The organism is Hydrogenophaga sp. OTU3427 (assembly GCF_038440225.1).
Taxonomy (GTDB): Bacteria; Pseudomonadota; Gammaproteobacteria; order Burkholderiales; family Burkholderiaceae_C; genus Hydrogenophaga.
Map to the genome: position 1 here is coordinate 1 of NZ_JASATI010000015.1, position 20,564 is coordinate 20,564.

13 protein-coding genes are annotated in these 20,564 nt (G+C 70.2%); 9 read left to right on the forward strand and 4 right to left on the reverse strand.

Annotated elements, in window-relative coordinates; genetic code table 11:
- Window positions 1-235 precede the first annotated feature (235 nt).
- The 5 genes from AAHB17_RS10825 to AAHB17_RS10845 all read left to right on the forward strand — a co-directional run bounded on the left by AAHB17_RS10825 (window position 236) and on the right by AAHB17_RS10845 (window position 6,922).
- Window positions 236-1,225 (forward strand): DUF58 domain-containing protein, encoded by a 990-nt coding sequence (locus AAHB17_RS10825; RefSeq protein WP_342130583.1) that lies wholly within the window; start codon window positions 236-238, stop codon window positions 1,223-1,225.
- A complete protein-coding gene (locus AAHB17_RS10830; RefSeq protein ID WP_446719585.1) occupies window positions 1,222-3,285 on the forward strand; it encodes a transglutaminase family protein in 2,064 nt (687 codons plus the stop codon). Before AAHB17_RS10825 ends, AAHB17_RS10830 begins: the two co-directional genes overlap by 4 nt.
- Window positions 3,228-4,394: a lytic murein transglycosylase B gene (gene mltB / locus AAHB17_RS10835; protein ID WP_342130585.1), complete on the forward strand. Its 1,167-nt coding sequence runs from the start codon at window positions 3,228-3,230 to the stop codon at window positions 4,392-4,394. The genes AAHB17_RS10830 and mltB overlap by 58 nt, the downstream gene beginning before the upstream one ends.
- Before the next feature lie 102 nt (window positions 4,395-4,496).
- Window positions 4,497-5,279: a response regulator gene (locus AAHB17_RS10840; RefSeq protein WP_342130586.1), complete on the forward strand. Its 783-nt coding sequence runs from the start codon at window positions 4,497-4,499 to the stop codon at window positions 5,277-5,279.
- Window positions 5,280-5,290: 11 nt separating this feature from the next.
- Window positions 5,291-6,922 (forward strand): ATP-binding protein, encoded by a 1,632-nt coding sequence (locus AAHB17_RS10845; protein WP_342130587.1) that lies wholly within the window; start codon window positions 5,291-5,293, stop codon window positions 6,920-6,922.
- 19 nt (window positions 6,923-6,941) lie between these two features.
- Here the strand turns inward: AAHB17_RS10845 and AAHB17_RS10850 are convergent, their stop codons facing one another.
- The 4 genes from AAHB17_RS10850 to AAHB17_RS10865 form a co-directional block, all read right to left on the reverse strand.
- The gene (locus tag AAHB17_RS10850) at window positions 6,942-7,742 is read right to left on the reverse strand and encodes a substrate-binding periplasmic protein (protein ID WP_342130588.1); all 801 of its coding nucleotides are present in this window, start codon (window positions 7,740-7,742) and stop codon (window positions 6,942-6,944) included.
- 114 nt (window positions 7,743-7,856) lie between these two features.
- Window positions 7,857-8,822, reverse strand: coding sequence for an alpha-E domain-containing protein (locus AAHB17_RS10855; RefSeq protein ID WP_342130589.1), 966 nt, complete (start codon window positions 8,820-8,822; stop codon window positions 7,857-7,859).
- Window positions 8,823-8,832: 10 nt separating this feature from the next.
- Window positions 8,833-10,272, reverse strand: coding sequence for a circularly permuted type 2 ATP-grasp protein (locus AAHB17_RS10860; RefSeq protein WP_342130590.1), 1,440 nt, complete (start codon window positions 10,270-10,272; stop codon window positions 8,833-8,835).
- 83 nt (window positions 10,273-10,355) lie between these two features.
- Window positions 10,356-12,812, reverse strand: coding sequence for a DNA internalization-related competence protein ComEC/Rec2 (locus AAHB17_RS10865; RefSeq protein ID WP_342130591.1), 2,457 nt, complete (start codon window positions 12,810-12,812; stop codon window positions 10,356-10,358).
- Between the two features lie 157 nt (window positions 12,813-12,969).
- On the opposite strand from AAHB17_RS10865, the gene AAHB17_RS10870 reads away from it, so the two are divergent.
- Genes AAHB17_RS10870 through AAHB17_RS10885 form a run of 4 tightly spaced genes read left to right on the forward strand, consistent with a single transcriptional unit; the run spans window position 12,970 to window position 20,564 of the window.
- Complete coding sequence (locus tag AAHB17_RS10870) at window positions 12,970-16,485, forward strand: transglutaminase family protein (protein ID WP_342130593.1); 3,516 nt, start codon at window positions 12,970-12,972, stop codon at window positions 16,483-16,485.
- Between the two features lie 59 nt (window positions 16,486-16,544).
- A complete protein-coding gene (locus AAHB17_RS10875) occupies window positions 16,545-19,100 on the forward strand; it encodes a circularly permuted type 2 ATP-grasp protein (RefSeq protein WP_342130594.1) in 2,556 nt (851 codons plus the stop codon).
- A gap of 12 nt (window positions 19,101-19,112) precedes the next feature.
- A complete protein-coding gene (locus AAHB17_RS10880) occupies window positions 19,113-20,057 on the forward strand; it encodes a transglutaminase family protein (RefSeq protein WP_342130595.1) in 945 nt (314 codons plus the stop codon).
- Window positions 20,058-20,096: 39 nt separating this feature from the next.
- Entirely contained in the window at window positions 20,097-20,564 is a 468-nt protein-coding gene (locus AAHB17_RS10885; RefSeq protein ID WP_342130596.1) for a RidA family protein, read from the forward strand.

A 20,564-nucleotide genomic window follows, 5' to 3' on the forward strand; every position in this document is an offset into this window, starting at 1 on the left:
GGGCCCCCCCCCCCCCCCCCCCCCCCCTGGGGGGGGGCGGGCCCCCCCGCCCGTGGCCCGCAGGACCAGGTGCGGGCGATGATCGAGGCCGTGCCGCTGAAATGAGCTCCCCCCGCGCCGCTTCGCGTCACCCCCCGGGGGGCGACACCGGCCGTCCGGCGGAGCCGGCCCGGCGGTGTCCCCGGTTGGACCGTTTCGATCGCACTGGGTCGCACGCCGACCGCATTGAAACGACATGACCGCCGCTACCACCGCCATTGCCGCGACCCCTCAACCGCCCGGCCCGGTGCGCCGCTGGTTCCTGAGCCGCCTGCCGGTGTCGGACCAACTGCTTCTCACGCACCGCAACGTCTACATCCTGCCTTCGCGGGCCGGTTTGATGCTGGGCGTGACCCTGCTGCTGCTGCTGGTCGGCAGCATCAACTACCAGCTCAACCTGGGCTACCTGCTGACCTTCCTGCTGCTGGGCTGTGCGGTGGTGGGCATGCACGTGTGCCACGGCAACCTGCGCGGGCTGCGGCTGCAGCTGGAGCCGCCCGAACCCTGTTTTGCCCACCAGGCGGCGGTGCTCACCATCACGCTGTCCAACGACGCCCGCCGCGCGCGCCACGGCATCGCTGTCGGCGTCGCTGGCGGCGACCAGTGGAGCTGGACCGACGTGCCCGCCCAGGGCAGCGAGCGGGTGCAGGTCGGCTGGCACGCGCCAGGGCGCGGGCGGCACGCCCTGCCCCTGCTCAGCGCGCACACCCGTTTTCCGCTCGGCACCTTCCGCGTCTGGACCTACTGGCGCACCGCCGCGCCGCTGTTGGTGTACCCGGCGCCGGAGGCCCCCGCGCCCTCCCTGCCGCCCGGCGAGCCGCGCCCGGGGGGCGTCAACGCCCGCCATGCCAGCACCGGGGGTGAGTTTGACGGCGTGCGCGCCTACCGGCGTGGCGATCCCATGAAAACCGTGGCCTGGAAAAAGGCCGCCCAGCAGTGGGCCGCCGGGCGCGACGAGCTGGTGAGCCGCGACCAGGCCGCGCACCTGCAGACCAGCGAGTTGTGGCTGGACGTCGGCCAGGTCGGCGGCGACCTGGAAAAACGCCTGTCACGCGTGAGCGCCTGGGTGCTGGCGGCCGAACGCCTGGGGCTGGACTACGGCCTGCGCCTGCCGGGCCGCGAGATCGCGCCCGACCAGGGCCCCGCCCACCAGCGGCGCTGCCTGGAGGCCCTGGCGCTGTGCTGACACAGCTCCCCCCCCGCTGGACCGCCCTGCCACGCGAAGGGCGCGACACCCTGTTCCTGCTGGCCGTCATCGGCTGGGTGGTCGCCATGCAGGCCGCCCACATCCCCTTGTGGTGCCTGGGCCTGACCGCCGTGCTGCTGGCCTGGCGCGCCTGGCTCACGCTGCGGCTGCGGCCTTTGCCGGGCCTGTGGACGCGCGCCCTGCTGCTCACGCTGGCGGTCGGCGCCACCTACCTGACCCACCGCACCATTCTGGGGCGGGATGCCGGCGTGACGCTCATCGTGGTGCTGCTGGCCCTGAAAACGCTGGAGCTGCGCGCGCGGCGCGACGCCTTCGTGGTCTTCTTCCTGTCCTTCTTCACGCTGCTCACCCACTTTTTCTATTCGCAGTCGCTGCTCACGGCCCTGGGCATCCTGCTGGCGTTGTGGGGCCTGCTGACCGCGCTGGTCAATGCCCACATGCCAGTGGGCCGCCCGCCGCTGTGGCACGCCGCCCGGCTGGCCGGCGGCATGGCGCTGCTGGGCGCGCCCATCATGCTGGTGCTGTTCATGCTGTTCCCTCGCATGGCACCACTGTGGGGCATCCCCGGCGACGGCCTGACCGGACGCAGCGGCCTGTCGCCGTCCATGAGCGTGGGCACCCTGGCCTCGCTCGCGCTGGACGACAGCGTGGCGATGCGGGTGCGCTTCGAAGGCCCGCCGCCGCCCCGCCACACCCAGTATTTCCGTGGTCCGGTGCTGAGCCAGTTCGACGGCCGCGAATGGCTGCCGCAACAAGCCGGCCTGTCCAGCCGCGGCGACCTGATCGCGCCCGTGCGCACCCGCGGCGAGCCGCTGCGCTACGAAGTGACGCTGGAGCCCAACAACCGCCCCTGGCTGCTGGTGCTGGAGGCCACCACCACGCCGCCGCGCTGGCCGGGTTCAAGCCCGCGGGATGTGGTGCCCACGCCCGACCTGCAGTGGCTGCTGCGCCGCCCGGTGACCGACCTCATGCGTTACGAGGCGGTCAGCCACGTCGACTTCCAGCACGGCCCCGGGGAACCTGTGCTGGGCCTGCAAGACTTCGTGGCCCTGCCCCCGGGCTTCAACCCGCGCACGCTGGCCCTGGCGCAGGACATGCGCCGCCAGGCGGCGAAGGCATCGCCGCAAGCCCTGATCGACCAGGCGCTGGCGCGGCTACGCACCGGTGGCTACACCTACACCCTGTCGCCCGGTCTGTACGGCCAACACACGGCGGACGAATTCTGGTTCGACCGCAAGGCCGGCTTCTGCGAGCACATCGCGTCCAGCTTCGTGGTGCTGATGCGCGCGCTGGACATCCCGGCGCGTGTGGTCACCGGCTACCAGGGCGGCGAGCTCAACCCGGTGGACGGCTTCTTCACCGTGCGCCAGAGCGATGCCCACGCCTGGGCCGAGGTCTGGCTAGCCCAGCAAGGCTGGGTGCGCATCGACCCCACGGCGTCGGTGGCTCCCAGCCGCACCGACACCCTGCAGCGCCTGCGTCCGCCACCCGGCCTCTTCGGCGGCGCCATGCTGGCCATCAGCCCCACGCTCAGCCAGCAGCTGCGCGCCGTGTGGGAGGCCACCAACAACCGCTGGAACCAGTGGGTGCTCAACTACACCCAGAGCCGCCAGCTCGACCTGCTGCGCCAGCTTGGCCTGCGGGCCAGCGACTGGACCGACCTGGCCTACGCCCTCATGGTGCTGGTGATCGCCGCCAGCGGCCTGGGCGCCGTCTGGACACTGTGGGAACGTCGCCAGAGCGACCCCTGGCTGCGCCTGCTCGTGCGCGCCCGCCAGCGCCTCGCCCGGGCGGGTGTCGCCGTGCCACCCCAGGCCACGCCGCGACAGCTGGCCCAGCACCTGCCGGTGTCGCTGGCACCAATGGACAACCAGGCGCTGCGCGACTGGCTGCTGCGGCTGGAAGCGCAGCGCTACGCGGCGTCCAGCGCCGATCCGGCCCTGGCGCTCGCTACACTCGAACGAGACTTCGCGCGACTCCCATGGCCTTCCCCCTCCCCCGCTTCAGCTTCCCCCCCCGCGCCGCCGCGTGGCGCCTGACCTTCCTGGCCCCGGCGGCCTGCGCGTTGCTGGCCTGCGCCAGCCTGTGGCCCGCCCACGCGAACCCACCGGCACGGCCACACGCCCCGCGCAAGGCCACGCCGGCCAAGGCCCCAACGGCACCGAAAAACCTGCGCTACGCCCAGCACGCCGTGGCCATGGCGTTTGCCGAGCAGGTGGCGCAGCAACACGACCTGGACCTGGCCTGGGTGCGGCAGCAGATCGGCCAGGCCGAACGCCTGCCCAGCGTGATCCAGCTGATCGCACCACCGCCCAGCCCCGCGGCCAAGAACTGGGCCGCCTACCGCGCGCGCTTCATCGAACCCGTGCGCCTGCAGGCCGGCGTGCGATTCTGGCTCACCCACCGCGAAGCGCTGGAGCGCGCCCAGGCGCAATACGGCGTGCCGGCCGAACTGGTGGTCGGCATCATCGGCGTGGAAACGCTTTACGGCCGCCACACCGGCACCTTCCGTGTGCTCGACGCGCTGGCCACACTGGCCTTCGATTTCCCGGCCAGCCATCCTCGGGCCGCCGCGCGCACCGAGTACTTCCAGGGCGAACTGGCGCAACTGCTGGTGCTGTCCCAGCGCAGCGGCGTGCCGCCCTCACAGTGGCGCGGCAGCTACGCCGGTGCCATGGGCCTGCCGCAGTTCATGCCCACCAGCGTGGCGCGTTTTGGCGTGGATTTCGATGGCGACGGCCGGGTCGACCTGCAAGGCAGCCCGGTGGACGCCATCGGTTCGGTGGCCCACTACCTCAAGGCCTACGGCTGGCAGACCGGCATGCCCACGCACTATCCCGTGCGCTTCGACGAAGCCACCCTGGACCTGGACACCCTGCTGGCGCCCGACATCCTGCCCAGCTTCAGCGTCGGCGCCTTCGAAGCCAAGGGCGCGCGGCTCGACGAGGATGCCAGGCGCCATCCGGGGCTGCTGGCCCTGGTGCAGTTGCACAACGGCGACCCGGCCGCGGGCGGCGCTCCGCCGAGCTACGTGGCCGGCACCGAGAACTTCTACACCGTCACCCGCTACAACTGGAGCAGCTACTACGCGCTGGCCGTCATTGAACTGGGCCAGGCCGTGGCGCGCGAGATGACGCTGGTCCGCTGATCGTCAACTGCCTTTGTGCGCCCTTCACAATCGTTGCGGCACACAGGCGCTTGTTTCAAACTCGATGCTTTTCGCCAGTACAACAACGTCGAGGGAGAGACCATGGATTTTTTTGCCCAGGGACCGGGCGCGAGTGCCAGTGCTTCATCAACCGCCATGCCGTGGTGTGTGCTGCTGGTCGACGACGATCCCGAGGTCCATGACGTCACCCGGCTGGCGCTGCGCAAGTTTGAATTCCAGCAGCGTGGCCTGGAGCTGCTGTCGGCGTTCTCCGCGCGGCAAGCCCAGGACATGTTCCGCGCCCGCCAGGACATCGCGCTGGCGGTCATCGACGTGGTCATGGAAACCGAACACGCCGGCCTGGAACTGGTGCGCTGGCTGCGCGACACCGACCAATGCCCGCTCACCCGGCTGGTGCTGCGCACCGGGCAAGCAGGGCTCGCGCCCGAGGAACAGGTCATACGGCAGTTCGACATCGACGCCTACAAGGAGAAAACCGAACTGACCACGCTCAAGCTGCGCAGCCTGCTTTACACGTCCCTGCGCAGCTACCGCACGCTGTGCGACAAGCAGGCCGAACACGACGCCCTGCTCGCGCTGATGCAGGACTTGCCGGTGCTGCGCGCCGCGGCCACCCACAACGAGGCCGAGCAGCTGCTGCGCGAGCGCCTGCGCGCCCATTTCCAGATCGAACAGTGGCCCGCGCCCTGGACACCGCCGCCGGGGCTGCCAGACGGTGATTCGCCAGGCAACGCGCCATTCGGCAACGGCGGCGAACGGCCCGCCATGGGCGCCAGGCAGCGGGAACGCCTGCAGGCCTACCTGACGGCCGCCGCCGCGGCCTGGCCGGTGGCGACATCGCACCCAACCATGCCCACGCGTTAACAGACGATCGCATGGCCATGCGATCGCCCGGGCCAGAAGCGCCACGGCGCCCGCTGTCGCGCCTGCTGGTCAAAACCACGCTGACCGTGGCCTGGAGTGTTGGCCTGTTCATCAGCCTGCTGCAGATCATGTACGACCTGCAGCAGGTGCGGCGCCTGCCCGACACCCAGCTCGCGACCGTGCGCGGCATGACCAAGGAGCCGCTGGATGCCATCGTGTACGGCCTCGACCGGAACCGCGCCTCGGATCTGCTGTCGGGCCTGCTCACCCTGCCCTACATCCGCGCCGCCAAGGTCACCCTCGACGATGGCACGGTCCTGGCCGAGGCCAGCCGGCCGCCTCAGGACAGCACCCCCCCCTGGCTCAACGAGCTGCTGTTCGGGCCTTCACGCCAATTCAGCTGGTCCATCCACGCGCCACAAGGCCGCCCGCAGCAATGGCTGGGCGAAATGCAGCTGAGCCATGACACCCATGCGGAGGCAGCGGCCTTCCTCTCGCGCGCCAGCGCCATCCTGGCGGGCACCATGTTGTACGCCTTCGCGCTGGCCGCCCTGCTGCTGGTGGCCTATGACCAATTGCTGCGCCGCCCACTGACCAACATCATCCAGTCCATTTGGCAGGCCGACACCGAACGCCCCGAGTCCGCCCGCCTGGCGATTCCATCCGGCCACGAAGGCTCCGAAATCGGCCAACTGGCCACCATCACCAACCTGCACCTCGCATCGATCGAGCGCCTGCTGGCCCAGCTGCGCGAGGCCGAACAGCGGCTCAATCAGCACTCGGACCAGCTGGAGGTCACCGTGGCCGAACGCACCCGCGAGCTGACCCGCAGCCTGGCGCAACTGCAGACCGCCCGCGATCAGTTGATCAGCAGCGAAAAAATGGCCTCCCTGGGCGCCCTGGTGGCCGGCGTTGCGCACGAGGTCAACACCCCGTTGGGCATCGCGGTCACGGCGGCGTCGGTGGTCAGCGAGGCGCTCGACGCGATCGCGATCGAGTTCGCGCGCGGCGGCATGACACCCGAGCATTTCAACACCTGGATGCGCAACGCCCGCGATGGCCAGCACATCCTGGTGAGCAACCTGTCACGGGCCGCCCGGCTGGTGAAGGATTTCAAACAGACCGCGGCGAACCAAGTGGACGAAAGCCTTTGCAGCTACGACCTGGCGCAGACCATCGACACCCTGATCGCGAGTCTGCGTCCCGAAACCAAGAAAATACCGGTGGTGCCCCAGTACCTGGGCCCGAAGGCGCTGCCGGCCATGGGCTATCCTGGCGTGTTGATGCAGGTGCTGACCAACCTGATCATCAACAGCGTGCGCCACGCCTTTGAGGGTGTGGAACACCCCCGCATACAAATTCAAGTGAGCGAACGGGCAGGCCAGGTGGAGCTGGTGTACCGCGACAACGGCGTCGGCGTGCCGGCCGCGCTACACGCCCGCATCTTCGAGCCACTGTTCACCACCCGGCGCGGCCACGGTGGCACCGGCCTGGGACTCAACATCGTCTACAACCTGGTCACGCAGAAGCTGGGCGGATCGCTCCAGTTCCACTCGTCGCCCAGGGGCGGCGTGAGTTTTCAGATCCGCTTTGCGCTCAAGCAGCGCCTCGACATGGCGACCGGCCCAGCGACGCTGGCCTGAGACGCTGAGCGCCTGTCGCTCAGGGCACCACGCCCGGCAGGTGCTGGCGCTGCAGCTCGCGGTAGGCCGGGCTGGCCTGCAGTTCGCGCAACGCACGGTCAAAGACCTGGAGCAGGCGCGGCGATTCAGGGTGCTGCCGGGAAAAAGCCATCCAGAATCCGTCGCCACTGGGCTCCTCGCCCACCTTGCGGATGCGGGCGCCCCGCAGCGTCGCCTCGGTGCGCAGGCGCCAGGCCCCTGCCGATGCCCCGAACATCACATAGTCCACCCGGCCCCGCTGCAGCATCTGCAGCAAGGCCAGGTCGCTGCCCGCCGGGACGCGGCGGATCGCCTGGTCCTGCGTGAACCAGTCGGCGTAGTGGTAAGCCTGGTGGTACCCGACGGAGTGTCCCGCCAGGTCCCCGCGCCCGACCGGCCGCGCCGGCGCCCCGGTGTCGCGGGCAAAGATGGCCAGCGGCTCATAAAATATCGGCATGCCGTGCCACAGGTAGTCGCTTTTGTTTTCGGCGGTCTGCAGGGCGTTGAAACACGCCGCCACCGCGCCGGTGCGGGCCTCGTGCATGCAACGCCCGAAGGGCACGGCCCGCAGTTCGACGGCCACCCCGGCATCCTGGAAGACCCGGCGCACCACGGCCACCGCAAAACCCTGGACGGGTGCACCAGGCTGGGGCACCCATGCAAACGGCGGCCAGTCGTCTTCGACCGCGATCAATGGCACGTCCGCAGTCGAACGCGGGACCTGATCCGCCGAGCCCTGCCCCAACGCCGGCCCGGCCACCCCGACCCAGGCCATCAGGCCCACCCATGCCCATGCGCGCATCGCCACCCTCCCTGCCGCATCGACGCGTGCGGTCTGGGCCGGATTCTGCCCCAGGCCCCGGCCCGCAATGGGCCCCCACCCGACCACGGGCAGCAAACCGGCGGCCCGGTGGCGTCAATGCTGGCTGGGCACCAGGAAGTCCTGGCTGATGCGCCAGCCCAGCTCGTTCACGCGGTCGAGGAACTGCGTCAGGAAGGCGTGCAGCCCGGTGGCCAGGATCTCGTCGATGCGGCCGTACTGCAGGTCGGCCCGCAGCTTGCCGGCGCGGCGTTCGGTCTCGGCCGAGTGGTCGTTGGACACGACCTCCAGGTTGCTCACCAGCTCGTTCATGCTGGCGTGCAGGCTGCGCGGCATGTCCGGACGCAGGATCAGCAACTCGGCCACGCGCTCGGGCTTGATGACGTCGCGGTAGACCTTGCGGTAGACCTCGAAGCCGCTGACCGAGCGCAGGATGGCGCTCCAGTGGTAGAAGTCGTATTCCTGATCGAGTTCGCTGGCGGCGCCGAAGAAGTCGCTCTCGACAGCGTGGAACTTGACATCCAGCAGCCGCGCCGTGTTGTCGGCACGCTCCAGAAAGGTGCCCATGCGGTAGAAGTGGAAGGCCTCGTCCTGCAGCATGGTGCCGATGGCGACACCGCGCGAGAGGTGCGAACGGAACTTGACCCACTCGAAGAAGGCACCGGGATCGCGCTCGAAGTCCTTGCCCTTGAGCATGCGGGTCAGCTCCAGCCAGGTCTGGTTCTGGGTTTCCCACAGCTCGGTGGTCAGGGCGCCGCGCACGGCGCGGGCGTTTTCGCGCGCGGCCCGCAGGCAGGAGACGATGCTCGACGGGTTGTCCTCGTCGCGCACCATGAAGTCGAGCACGTCGCGTGGCTTGACCTCGCCCTCGCCGTAACGGCCGCGGTAGGTGGGCATCAGCTCGCTGATGGTCAGCAGGCCTTCCCAACCCACCTGCGCCACGGCGGCGGACTGGGGCAGCAGCGAGGTCTGGTAGTTGACGTCGAGCATGCGGGCGGTGTTCTCGGCGCGCTCGGTGTAGCGCGACATCCAGAACAGGTGGTCGGCGGTTCTTGACAGCATTCTTGCCTCCTCAATCTTCCAGAATCCAGGTGTCTTTTGTACCGCCACCCTGTGACGAATTCACGACCAGCGAGCCCTCCTTGAGGGCCACGCGGGTCAGGCCGCCGGGCACCATCTGCACCGTCTTGCCACTGAGCACAAAGGGCCGCAGGTCGATGTGGCGCGGCGCGATGCCGCTCTGCACGTAGGTGGGGCAGGTCGACAGGCTCAGCGTCGGCTGGGCGATGTAGCCGTCGGGCTTGGCCAGCACGGCCTGGCGGAATTCCTCGATCTCCGCCTGGGTGGAGGCGGGGCCGACCAGCATGCCGTAGCCGCCCGCGCCGTGCACCTCCTTGACCACCAGGTCCTTCATGTTGGCCAGCATGTACTTGAGGTCGTCCGGCTTGCGGCCCATGAAGGTGGGGACGTTGCTCAGGATGGGCTTCTCACCGAGGTAGAAATCGATCATCTGCGGCACGTAGGGGTAGATCGACTTGTCGTCGGCCACACCGGTGCCGACGGCGTTGCAGATGGCCACGTTGCCCTTGCGGTAGGCGTCCAGCAGGCCTGCACAGCCCAGCGTGCTGGTGGGGCGGAAGACCAGCGGATCGAGGAAGTCGTCGTCCACCCGGCGGTAGATCACGTCCACCCGCTTGGGGCCACGGGTGGTGCGCATGTAGACGAAGTTGTCCTTGACAAACAGGTCCTGTCCCTCGACCAGTTCCACGCCCATCTGCTGCGCCAGGAAGGCGTGCTCGAAATAGGCGCTGTTGTACATGCCGGGCGTGAGCACCACCACGGTCGGCTCGGCGGTGTGGCCCGGGCTGGAGGCGCGCAGGGTCTCCAGCAGCAGGTCGGGGTAATGGGCCACCGGGGCCACGCGGTTCTGGCTGAACAGCTCGGGAAACAGCCGCATCATCATCTTGCGGTCTTCGAGCATGTAGCTCACGCCGCTGGGCACACGCAGGTTGTCCTCCAGCACGTAGTACTCGCCCTCGCCGGCCGCGTTGGGCGCGCGCACGATGTCGATACCGGCGATGTGCGAGTAGATCTGGTTGGGCACGTCCACGCCCACCATCTCGGGGCGGAACTGGGCGTTGCGCGTGATCTGCTCGGCCGGGATGACCCCGGCCTTGATGATCTCCTGGCCGTGGTAGACGTCGTGGATGAAGCGGTTCAGGGCATCGACCCGCTGCACCAGGCCACGCTCCATCTGGGCCCACTCGTGGGCGGGAATGATGCGGGGAATGAGATCGAAGGGGATCAGGCGCTCTGTGCCGGCACCGTCCTCGTCCTTGGCACCGTAGACCGCGAACGTGATGCCCACCCGCCGAAATATCAGCTCGGCCTCCTCGCGCCGCGCCGCCATCACCTCGGCTGGCTGCTCCAGCAGCCAGCGTGCGTAGGCCTCGTAGTGCGCCCGCTCCTTGTCCTGGGCCGCGTACATCTCGTCGAATTGGGGTCTTGTCATGTCATCTCTCTCCTGTCAGAACTGAGGATAGCAAGTACCGCGCCAGCTTGGTGCACCGGTGGCGGGGGTGTCGTTGACCGGACTCATTCGCTGCTGTCCCGAACACCATCGTAAGCGCTGGGCGGGCCGGCCTGGCCCGGTGTGGCGTGCCAATAACGGCGGTGGGTCTCACGCCAGCATTCGACGGCGTCGGGTGCGCCGCTGCGCCACCACGCCAGGCCACAGTCGGGCGAGGCGACCCAGCGCGCGCCACGCGCCTCGTAGCGGGCCGTCACCTCGGGCGCGGGGTGGCCAAAACGGTTGTGGTGCCCAGCCTGCACGAGCACCCAGCGCGGCCGCAGCTGGTTGAGCCACACCGGGCTGGACGAGGAACGGCTGCCGTGGTGCGGCGCCACCAGCACGTCGACGCTGAGACCGGGGTGGCGCGCGGCCAGCGCCACCTCCTGGTCGATGCCGATGTCCCCGGTAAGCAGCACGCGCTGCGGGCCGTTGCCCACCAGCAGCACGCAGGACAAGGTGTTGGGGCTGGCACCGGGCCGGTGGTCGGCCGGCGCCGGGTGCAGGAATTCGAAGGCCACGCCGTCCCATGCCCAACGCTGGCCGGCGTCGCAGCCGGCCAGCCCGGCCACCAGTCCAGGGCGGCGGGCGGCCAGATCCTGGGGGCCGGGGGCGTACGACGACGCATAGCGCGCCAACGGAAAGGCCGCCAGCACCGATTCGGCGCCCCCCGCGTGGTCGCCGTCGCGGTGGCTCACCACCACCCCATCGGGCCGCTCGCCCAGCCGCCGCAGCCAGGGGACCAGCACCGACTCGCCCGCGTCGCCTCCACCGCGGTAGCGCGGGCCGGCATCGAACAGCAGGCTGTGGCGCGCGGTGCGCACCAGCAAGGCGCTGCCCTGCCCGACGTCGGGGGCCAGCAGTTCGAACTGGCCCTCGGCCGGGCGGGCAGGCACAAAAGCCAGGGCCGGCCAGGCCAGGGCCAGGCCCATCAACCGCCAGGCCCCTGGCAGCGGCAGCACCACCAGCCCCCCACCCAGCACGGCCGCCACGGCCAGCACCGGCGGCGCGGCGGCGCCGTGCCACACCGCCCAGGGCCAGGCCGCCAGCGGCAGTAGCCCGGCCACCAGTCCCTGCACGGCCAGCGCGGCCAATTCCCACAGCGGCCGGACCACCACGCCGATGAGCACCAGGGGCGTGACCACCAGGGTCACCCACGGGATGGCGAGCAGGTTCGCGGCCAACCCCACCAGCGACACTTGGCCGAACAGCAGCAGGGTGAGCGGCGCCAGGGCCAGCGTCATGACGCCCTGCTCGCGCAACAGGCCACGCAGCGCTCGCGCCGACCGTGCGGGCCAGGGCGCGCCTGCCGGCAACTCGGCCACCCGAGCGGGATCGGACGCGAACAGCAGCATCACGGCCACAAAACTGAGCCAGAACCCCGCCTGCAGCGCGGCCCAGGGGTCCATGGCAAGCACCAGCGCCAGCACCGACAGCCACACCACCGGCCAGGGCCAGTCCAAACCGCGCCAGCGCATCAGCACCACCCCCGCCAACATGAACACGGTGCGCTGGGCCGGCACGCCCCAGCCGGCCAGCAAGGCATAAGCCACCGCCAGCACCAGCCCGCCCCAGGCGGCCACATGTGGCGTGGGCCAGCGCAGCGGCAAGCCCGGCCAAGCAGGCGTGGCGGCCCGCCAGGCCAGGGCCACCAGGGCCTTGGCCAGCCAGGCGAACAAGGTGATGTGCAGACCGGAGATGCTCATCAGGTGGGCCACGCCGGTGTCGCGGAACACCTTCCAGTCGTCGCGCGCGATGGCCGCCTGGTCGCCCACCAGCAGCGCGGCCAGCACACCGGCGGCGCGGGTGTCCGCCACCCGCTCGCGCACGGCCTGGGTCAAGGCACCACGCCAGCGGTCCACGGGGTGGCGCCAGCCCTGGCCCAGCCGCTCGGGAGGGCGGTCGCGGCGGCCCACCCGCACCGTGCCGGTGGCGCCTATGCCTTGTTCCCACAGCCAGAGTTCGCGGTCGAAACCCTGGGGATTGGCCAGGCCGTGGGGCGCACGCAGGCGCACCTGCCACCGCCACTGCTGCCCGGCCGCCACGTCGGCCGGCGCCTGGGGCCAGAACAGGCGAACCCGCCGGGGCAGCGTCAGCCCGTCCGCCGTGGCCTCCGACGCCGTGGCGTCGAGCCGGCGACCCTGCTCGATGGCCACCACCACGATGGCCCCATCCACCGCGGGCTGGGGCAAGTCGGCCACCGTGCCCTCGATCAGCAGCGCCTGCTCTTCCAGCGCCGGCGCCAGCCGGTCGCCCTGCATCCAGACCGCCCGCAGGCCGGTGCTCGCGAAGCCCAGCACGGCGACGGACAGCAGGCCACACAGCCGCCAGCCCCGGTCCGGGTGCCGGCCGCCAAGCACCCAGGCCCCCACCAGCGCCAGGGCGGCCACGCACAGGCCCAGGTAGACCGCGCCCGGCCACAGCAAGGCCTGCTGGAGTTGGAGAAGGATTCCGGCCACCCAGGGGGCCAGCCAGCCCAGCACGCGGGCCGATCAGTGGGTGAAGCAGCGCGCCCTGGCCCGGGGCGATTTGCACCGAAGGCCGCGTTTGTCACACGGTGGTGGCGCGTTACTTGCTACGATGTTTTCGCGGCATTGTGTTTTTTGCATGCTGCTGATCTCCCTGACGAAAGCTTATCGCATGGCCATCCACGTTGCCCTGAACCACGTCACCCACTACACCTACGACCGCCCCATCAAGCTGGGCCCGCAGGTCGTGCGCCTGCGTCCGGCACCCCACAGCCGCACCAAGGTCCTGTCCTACTCGCAGCGGGTCGAGCCGGCGCAGCACTTCATCAACTGGCAGCAGGACCCGTTCGCCAACTACCAGGCGCGGCTGGTGTTTCCGGAGCCCATGCGCGAATTCAAGGTCACCATCGACCTCGTGGTCGAGATGGCGGTCTACAACCCCTTCGATTTTTTCCTCGAACCCCACGCCGAGACATTCCCCTTCGCCTACTCGGCCGACCAGCTCAAGGAGCTGCAGCCCTACCTGGCCAAGGGCGAGCTCACGCCGCGCTTCAAGGCCTACCTCGACCAGGTCGACCGCAAGCCGCAGCGCACCATCGACTTCCTGGTGGGCATCAACCAGAAGCTGCAAGGCGACATCGGCTACCTGATCCGCATGGAGCCCGGCGTGCAGACGCCTGAGGAGACCCTGACCAACGCCAGCGGCTCCTGCCGCGACTCGGGCTGGCTGCTGGTGCAGCTGCTGCGCCACATGGGGCTGGCCGCCCGCTTTGTGTCGGGCTACCTGATCCAGCTGACCTCGGACGTGAAGGCGGTCGACGGCCCCAGCGGCCCCGAGGCCGACTTCACCGACCTGCACGCCTGGTGCGAGGTCTTCCTGCCCGGCGCCGGCTGGATCGGCCTGGACCCGACCTCGGGCCTGCTGGCCGGCGAAGGCCACGTGCCACTGGCCTGCACGCCGCAGCCGTCCAGCGCCGCGCCCATCGAAGGCGCGCTCGACGAGTGCGAGGTCACGTTCAGCCACCACATGGGTGTGACGCGGGTCTACGAATCGCCCCGCGTGACCAAGCCCTACACCGAGGACCAGTGGGCCGCCATCGACGCCCTGGGCCACCAGGTGGACAAGGAACTGGTGGCCGGCGACGTGCGCCTGACCATGGGCGGCGAGCCCACCTTCGTGGCCACCCGGGACCGCGACGCCGCCGAATGGAACACCGACGCCCTGGGCCCGACCAAGCGCAACTACGCCACCGAGCTGCTGCACCGCCTGCGCCTGCAGTACGGCGACGGCGGCTTCCTGCACCTGGGCCAGGGCAAGTGGTACCCGGGCGAGCAGTTGCCGCGCTGGGCGCTCTCGCTGTTCTGGCGCGCCGACGGCGAACCCACCTGGCACAACCCGGCCCTGTTCGCCGACGAACGCGAGCCCGCCAGCTACAGCGCCGAGGACGCCCGCCGCTTCACGCAGGCGCTGGCGCGCAAGCTGGGCCTCTCCACCCAGCACATCACGCCCGGCTACGAGGACACCTTCTACTACCTCTGGCGCGAGCGCCGCCTGCCGGTCAACGTCGACCCCTTCGACGCCAAGCTCGACGACGAGATGGAACGCCAGCGCCTGCGCCGCGTCTTCGGCCAGGGCCTGGACACCGTGGTCGGCTACGTGCTGCCACTGCAGGCGCATTCGGTGCCGGGCCACGACGCCGCCAAGGGCGCGCGCACCCTGCCCCGCTTCTCCGGCACCCGCTGGACCACCGGCCCCTGGTTCTTCCGCGACGAACGCATGTACCTCATGCCCGGCGATTCGCCCATGGGCTACCGCCTGCCGCTCGATTCGCTGCCCTGGGTCAGCAAGGCCGACTACCCCTACCTGATCGAGCAGGACCCGCTGGGCCAGCGCGATGCCCTGCCCGAGGGCAGCGCTTTCAAGCGCCAGTACGCCCCCCACCAGATCGGCGGTGGCTTCGCCGAAGGCGGCGTGGTATCGCTGCAGAACGCGGCCTTTGGCCAGCCCGACGACGGCACCCCGGCCTGGCAGGGCGACCCCAGCGGCCAGGGCGTGCCCGGCGCCGCGCCGGCACAGCCCATGAGCGGGCGCTATCCCGCCCGTGGCGAGTCGGCCGCCTGGCTGACCCGCACCGCCCTGTGCGTGGAGGCCCGTGACCCGCAGCGCGCCAACGGCCCCAAGGCCGAGGCCGAAGCCGGTGGCAAAAGCTGCCACCTCTACATCTTCATGCCGCCGCTGGCGCGCCTGGAGGACTACCTGGACCTGCTGGCCGCCATCGAGGCCACGGCCGACAAGCTCGGCGTGCGGGTGGTGCTTGAAGGCTACCCGCCGCCGCGCGACCCGCGCCTGAAGATGCTGCAGGTCACGCCCGACCCCGGCGTGGTCGAGGTCAACATCCACCCGGCGCACAACTGGGGCGAACTGGTCGAACACACCGAGTTTCTGTACGACGCCGCGCACCAGACCCACATGTGCGCCGAGAAGTTCATGACCGACGGTCGCCACACCGGCACCGGCGGCGGCAACCACTTCGTGATGGGCGGCGCCACGCCAGCCGATTCGCCCTTCCTGCGCAAACCCGAACTGCTGGGCAGCCTGGTCGCCTACTGGCACAACCACCCCTCCCTGAGCTATCTGTTCAGCGGCCTGTTCATCGGCCCCACCAGCCAGGCACCGCGGGTGGACGAGGCGCGCAACGACCAGCTCTACGAACTGGAGATCGCCCTCAATCAGATCGAGAAGAACCGCGGCCTGCATGGCCAGGACATGCCGCCCTGGCTGGTCGACCGCACGCTGCGCAACATCCTGGTGGACGTCACCGGCAACACCCACCGCAGCGAGTTCTGCATCGACAAGCTCTACTCGCCGGACAGCAGCACCGGCCGCCTGGGCCTGCTGGAGCTGCGCGCCTTCGAGATGCCACCCCACGCCCGCATGAGCGTGGCCCAGCAGCTGCTGCTGCGCGCGCTGGTGGCCCGCTTCTGGAAACAACCCTGGACCGGCCGCCTCACCCGCTGGGGCACCGAGCTGCACGACCGCTTCCTGCTGCCCACCTTCGTGCGCATGGACTTCGAGGACGTGCTGGCCGAACTGCGCCAGGACGGCTACCCCTTCGAGATGAGCTGGTTCGAGCCCCACTTCGAATTCCGCTTCCCGCTGGTGGGCCAGGTGCGCGCGCATGGCATGGAGCTGACGCTGCGCAACGCGCTGGAACCCTGGCACGTGATGGGCGAGGAAGGCTCGGCCGGTGGCACGGTGCGCTACGTCGATTCCTCGCTGGAGCGGCTGGAGGTGCATGTGAGCGGCTGGAACGACAGCCGCTACGTGGTCACGGTCAACGGCCGCGCCCTGCCGGTGCAACCCACCGGCACCACCAGCCACTACGTGGCCGGCGTGCGCTACAAGGCCTGGAACCCGCCCTCGGCGCTGCACCCCAGCATCGGCGTGCACGCACCCCTCACGTTCGACATCGTCGACACCTGGATGAAACGCTCGCTCGGCGGCTGCCAGTACCACGTCACCCACCCGGGCGGGCGCAACTACGACAGTTTCCCGGTCAACGCCTTCGAGGCCGAGAGCCGGCGCCTGTCGCGCTTCTTCCAGATGGGCCACACGCCGGGGCAGATGCTGGTGGCTCCCGCCCAGCACAGCCGCGAGTTCCCGTTCACCCTGGATCTGCGGTATTGAGACACCGGGACCGGCCGGGGCGGACCGGCGGCGGGCGCGGCAGTGCATACTTGCCCGCTGTGAAAGCCTCTGACCGCCCCGCCATCGCCGAAGACCATGCCCACGACAGCCCCGCCGGGCTGGCCGCCGCACTGGCCTCGGCCGCCGAACCCGGCCACCTCGACGAACTCCGGGACACCGGCGGCGGGTTGCGCCCGCACTGGGCGGCGTTTTTCGAACACCTGGGCTTCGAGGGCCTGGGGGACCTGAACCGCCGCCAGCACAACCTGGCGCGCCAGATCCGCGACAACGGCGTCACCTACAACGTCTACGCCGACGAACACGGAGCCCAGCGCCCGTGGGCGCTGGACCTGCTGCCCATGGTGGTCACCCCCGAGAGCTGGGCCCAGATCGAGGCCGGCGTGTTACAGCGCGCCAAGCTGCTCAACCGCATCTGCGCCGACATCTACGGCCCGCGCGAACTGCTCAAGCGGGCCCTGCTGCCGGCCGCACTGGTGCAGGGCCACCCGGGCTACCTGCGTGCCATGCACGGCGTGCGCCCGCCCGGCGACACCTGGCTGCACATCGCCGCCTTCGACCTCGCGCGCGGCCCCGACGGCCGCTGGTGGGTGGTCTCGCAGCGCACCCAGGCGCCCTCGGGCCTGGGCTACCTGCTGGAAAACCGCATCGCCATCGCCCGCCAGTTCCCCAAGGCCTTCGGCGAGATGAAGGTGCAGCGGCTGGCCGCCAGCTACCGCGCGCTGATGGACGGCATCAAGCGCATGGCCCCCGAAGGCGCCAACGCCCGCATCGCCCTGCTCACGCCCGGCCCCTACAACGAAACCTATTTCGAGCACGCCTACCTGGCGCGCTACCTCGGGCTGAGCCTGGTCGAAGGCAGCGACCTCACGGTGCGCGACCAGCGCGTCTACCTCAAGACCCTGCAAGGCCTGGAGCCGGTACACGCGCTGATCAAGCGCCTGGACGACGAGTGGCTGGACCCGCTGGAGCTGCGCAGCGATTCCGCCCTGGGCGTGCCCGGCCTGCTGCAGGCCCTGCGCGCCGGCAACGTGCTGCTGGCCAACGCGCCAGGCACGGCGCCGCTCGAATCGAGCGCGCTGCTGGGCTTCCTGCCGGCTCTGAGCGAACACCTGCTGGGCGAGCCGCTGGCCCTGCCCTCGCTGGACACCTGGTGGTGCGGCGAAGCGGCGTCGCTGCAGCGCGTGCTGCCCCTGCTCAAGCAAAGCGTCATCAAGCCGACCCGGCCCGATCTCGGCAAGGAAGCCGTCATGGGCCAGCGGCTCGATGCCGACGCCCTGGACCAGCTCACCGGGCGCATGGTGCGCCAGCCCGACAACTACACCGTGCAGGCCTACCTGCCCTTGTCGCAGACCCCCACCTGGAAAGGCGACCGCCTGGGGCCGCGCTCGGCCATGCTGCGGGTGTTCGCGCTGGCCGACGGCCCGCAGTCCTGGCGCGTGCTGCCCGGCGGCATGGTGCGCCTGGCCCCGCGCGGCCAGCTGATGGCGTCCATGCAGCGCGGCGGCAGCAGCGCCGACTGCTGGGTGCTGACCGAGGGCGAGGTGGACAGCACCACCCTGCTGAACCAGGCCCCGATTCCCATCGACCAGCTGGAGCACAAGCGCCCGGTGACCAGCCGCGCCGCCGAAAACCTGTTCTGGCTGGGCCGCTACACCGAACGCGCCGAGAACAGCGTGCGCCTGGCGCAGATCGCCCTGCGCAGCCTGCACGGCGAGGACCAGCGCTCGCCGGCCCTGCTGGCCTGGCTCAGCGACAGCGCGCTGGCCAACGGCCTGGTGCTGCCGGACGTGCCCAGCGCGGCCCAGTCGCCGCGCGTGTTCGAGCGTTCGCTGATCGCCATGCTGGCGCCCGACAGCGGCGCCACCAGCGTCGGCTTCAACCTGCGGGCGCTGTCGCAGGCGGCGGCCAGCGTGCGCGAGCGGCTGTCGCAGGAGCAGCGCAACCTGATCGAGCGTGTGCTGGACGAGTTCGCGCAAGCCTGCGAGCAGCTCAGCGCCGAGGCCGAGTACGCGCCGCAGGAAGCCCTCAACACGCTGGAGCAGACCAGCGAGGGCCTGGCCGCCATCACCGGCGCCCAGACCGACCGCATGGTACGCGACGATGGCTGGCGGCTGCTAAGCGTCGGGCGCCACATCGAGCGCCTGGGCACCCTGTCGCAGGCCCTGGCCGAGGGCCTGCGCAGCGGCAGCCTGGCCGAGGAAGGTGGCTTCGAGGCGCTGGTCGCGCTGTTCGACAGCACCATCACCTTCCACGCCCGCTACCAGCAGCGGCGCGACCTGCCCGCCCTGGTGGACCTGCTGGTGCTGGACCGCGACAACCCGCGTTCGCTGGCCTGGGTGCTGGGCACGCTGCGCTCGCGCCTGTCCAAGCTCGCCAACACCGTGCACGGCCAGGTGGCCGAGATCGCCCAGGCCCTGCCCGACCCGTCGGCCTGGCAACTGGGCGCGCTGTGCAACACCGACGATGAGGGACAGGCCAGCGCCTTGTTGGCCATCCTGGCGGCATGCCAGCGTTCCGCGCTGGAGCTCTCGGACGACATCAACCGCCGCCACTTCAGCCACGCGGACCGCGACAACCGAAGCCTGTTGGCCTGACCGGAGCCAGCCATGGAACTGCGCATCGTCCACGAAACCTGCTACGACTACGCCACCCCGGTGATGCTGGCGCAGCACATGGCGCACCTGCGACCCAGCGACACACTGCCTGGCCAGCGGCTGCTGTCGCACACCTTGCGCGTGACACCGCAGCCCGCGCAGCAGATGGACAGCGAGGACGCCTTCGGCAACCCGCGCCACTTCTTCGCGCTGCAGGTGCCCCACGACAAGCTGTGTGTGCACGCCGAGACCGAGGTCCACACCGAGGCCCCCGGCGCCCTGCCCGAGTCGCCCCCCTGGGAAACCGTGCGCGCGCAGTTCACCTACCACGCCGGCGCGCCCTTTGATGCGGCGAACGAGTTTGTCTACGCCTCCCCCTACGTGCCACGCCACGAGGCCTTTGCCGACTACGCCCGCCCCGACTTCACGGCCGGTCGCCCGCTGCTGGCCGCCTGCGAGGCGCTGACGGCGCGCATGCACAAGGAGCTGACCTACCGAAGCGGCAGCACCGAGATCAACACCCCCGCCCTGACCGCGCTGGAACGCCGCGAGGGCGTGTGCCAGGACTTCGCCCACATCCTGCTGGGCTGCCTGCGCAGCCTGGGCCTGCCGGCACGCTACGTCAGCGGCTACCTGTTGACACAGGTGCCCGAAGGCCAGGTCCGGCTGATCGGCGCCGACGCCTCGCATGCCTGGGTCTCGGTCTACTGCCCGGGGGCCGACGGCGGGCCAGGTGCCTGGTGCGACTTCGACCCCACCAACAACCACTGCGGTCTGGGCCGCCCCGGCGAGGACTACGTGACCCTGGCCCTGGGCCGGGATTTTGGCGATGTGTCGCCCCTGCGCGGCGTGATCCAGGGCGGAGGCAGTCACACCCTGCACGTGGGCGTGACGGTGGCGCCGGTGGACGACTTTCCTACCACCAGCGTCAACGCCGATGACCAAGCCGATCGATAGAATCGCCGGCTTCCCATGCCACACCACCAGGAGCCTTCCGTGTCCGTCTACGACCAACTCAAAGCCCTCTCCATCACGCTGCCTCCGGTGGCCGTGCCCGTCGCGGCCTACGTGCCCTTCACGCAGAGTGGCAAGCTGGTGTTCACCAGCGGCCACATCGCCAAGAAGGACGGCAAGCCCTGGGTCGGCCAGCTCGGCACCAACCTCGGCACCGAGGAAGGCCAGGCCGCCGCACGCGCCGTGGCCATCGACCTGATGGGCACGCTGCAAGCCGCCTGCCAAGCCGCCGGCACCGACCTCAACGGCGTCAAGCGCATCGTCAAGCTCACCAGCCTGGTCAACTCCAGCGCCAGCTACACCGAACACCACCTGGTCACCAACGGCTGCTCCGAACTGCTGGCCCAGGTCTTCGGCGACAAAGGCGCCCATGCCCGCAGCGCCTTCGGCGTGGCGCAGATTCCGCTGGGCGCCTGCGTGGAAATCGAGCTGATCGCCGAACTGGCCTGA

Excerpts from the sequence above, each read along its gene's own strand:
- AAHB17_RS10825 (WP_342130583.1), top strand. The coding sequence starts at position 236 with ATGACCGCCGCTACCACCGCCATTGCCGCGACCCCTCAACCGCCCGGC.
- AAHB17_RS10870 (WP_342130593.1), top strand. The coding sequence starts at position 12,970 with ATGGCCATCCACGTTGCCCTGAACCACGTCACCCACTACACCTACGAC.
- AAHB17_RS10855 (WP_342130589.1), bottom strand. The coding sequence starts at position 8,822 with ATGCTGTCAAGAACCGCCGACCACCTGTTCTGGATGTCGCGCTACACC.
- AAHB17_RS10845 (WP_342130587.1), top strand. The coding sequence starts at position 5,291 with ATGGCCATGCGATCGCCCGGGCCAGAAGCGCCACGGCGCCCGCTGTCG.
- mltB (WP_342130585.1), top strand. The coding sequence starts at position 3,228 with ATGGCCTTCCCCCTCCCCCGCTTCAGCTTCCCCCCCCGCGCCGCCGCG.
- AAHB17_RS10880 (WP_342130595.1), top strand. The coding sequence starts at position 19,113 with ATGGAACTGCGCATCGTCCACGAAACCTGCTACGACTACGCCACCCCG.
- AAHB17_RS10860 (WP_342130590.1), bottom strand. The coding sequence starts at position 10,272 with ATGACAAGACCCCAATTCGACGAGATGTACGCGGCCCAGGACAAGGAG.
- AAHB17_RS10840 (WP_342130586.1), top strand. The coding sequence starts at position 4,497 with ATGGATTTTTTTGCCCAGGGACCGGGCGCGAGTGCCAGTGCTTCATCA.
- AAHB17_RS10850 (WP_342130588.1), bottom strand. The coding sequence starts at position 7,742 with ATGCGCGCATGGGCATGGGTGGGCCTGATGGCCTGGGTCGGGGTGGCC.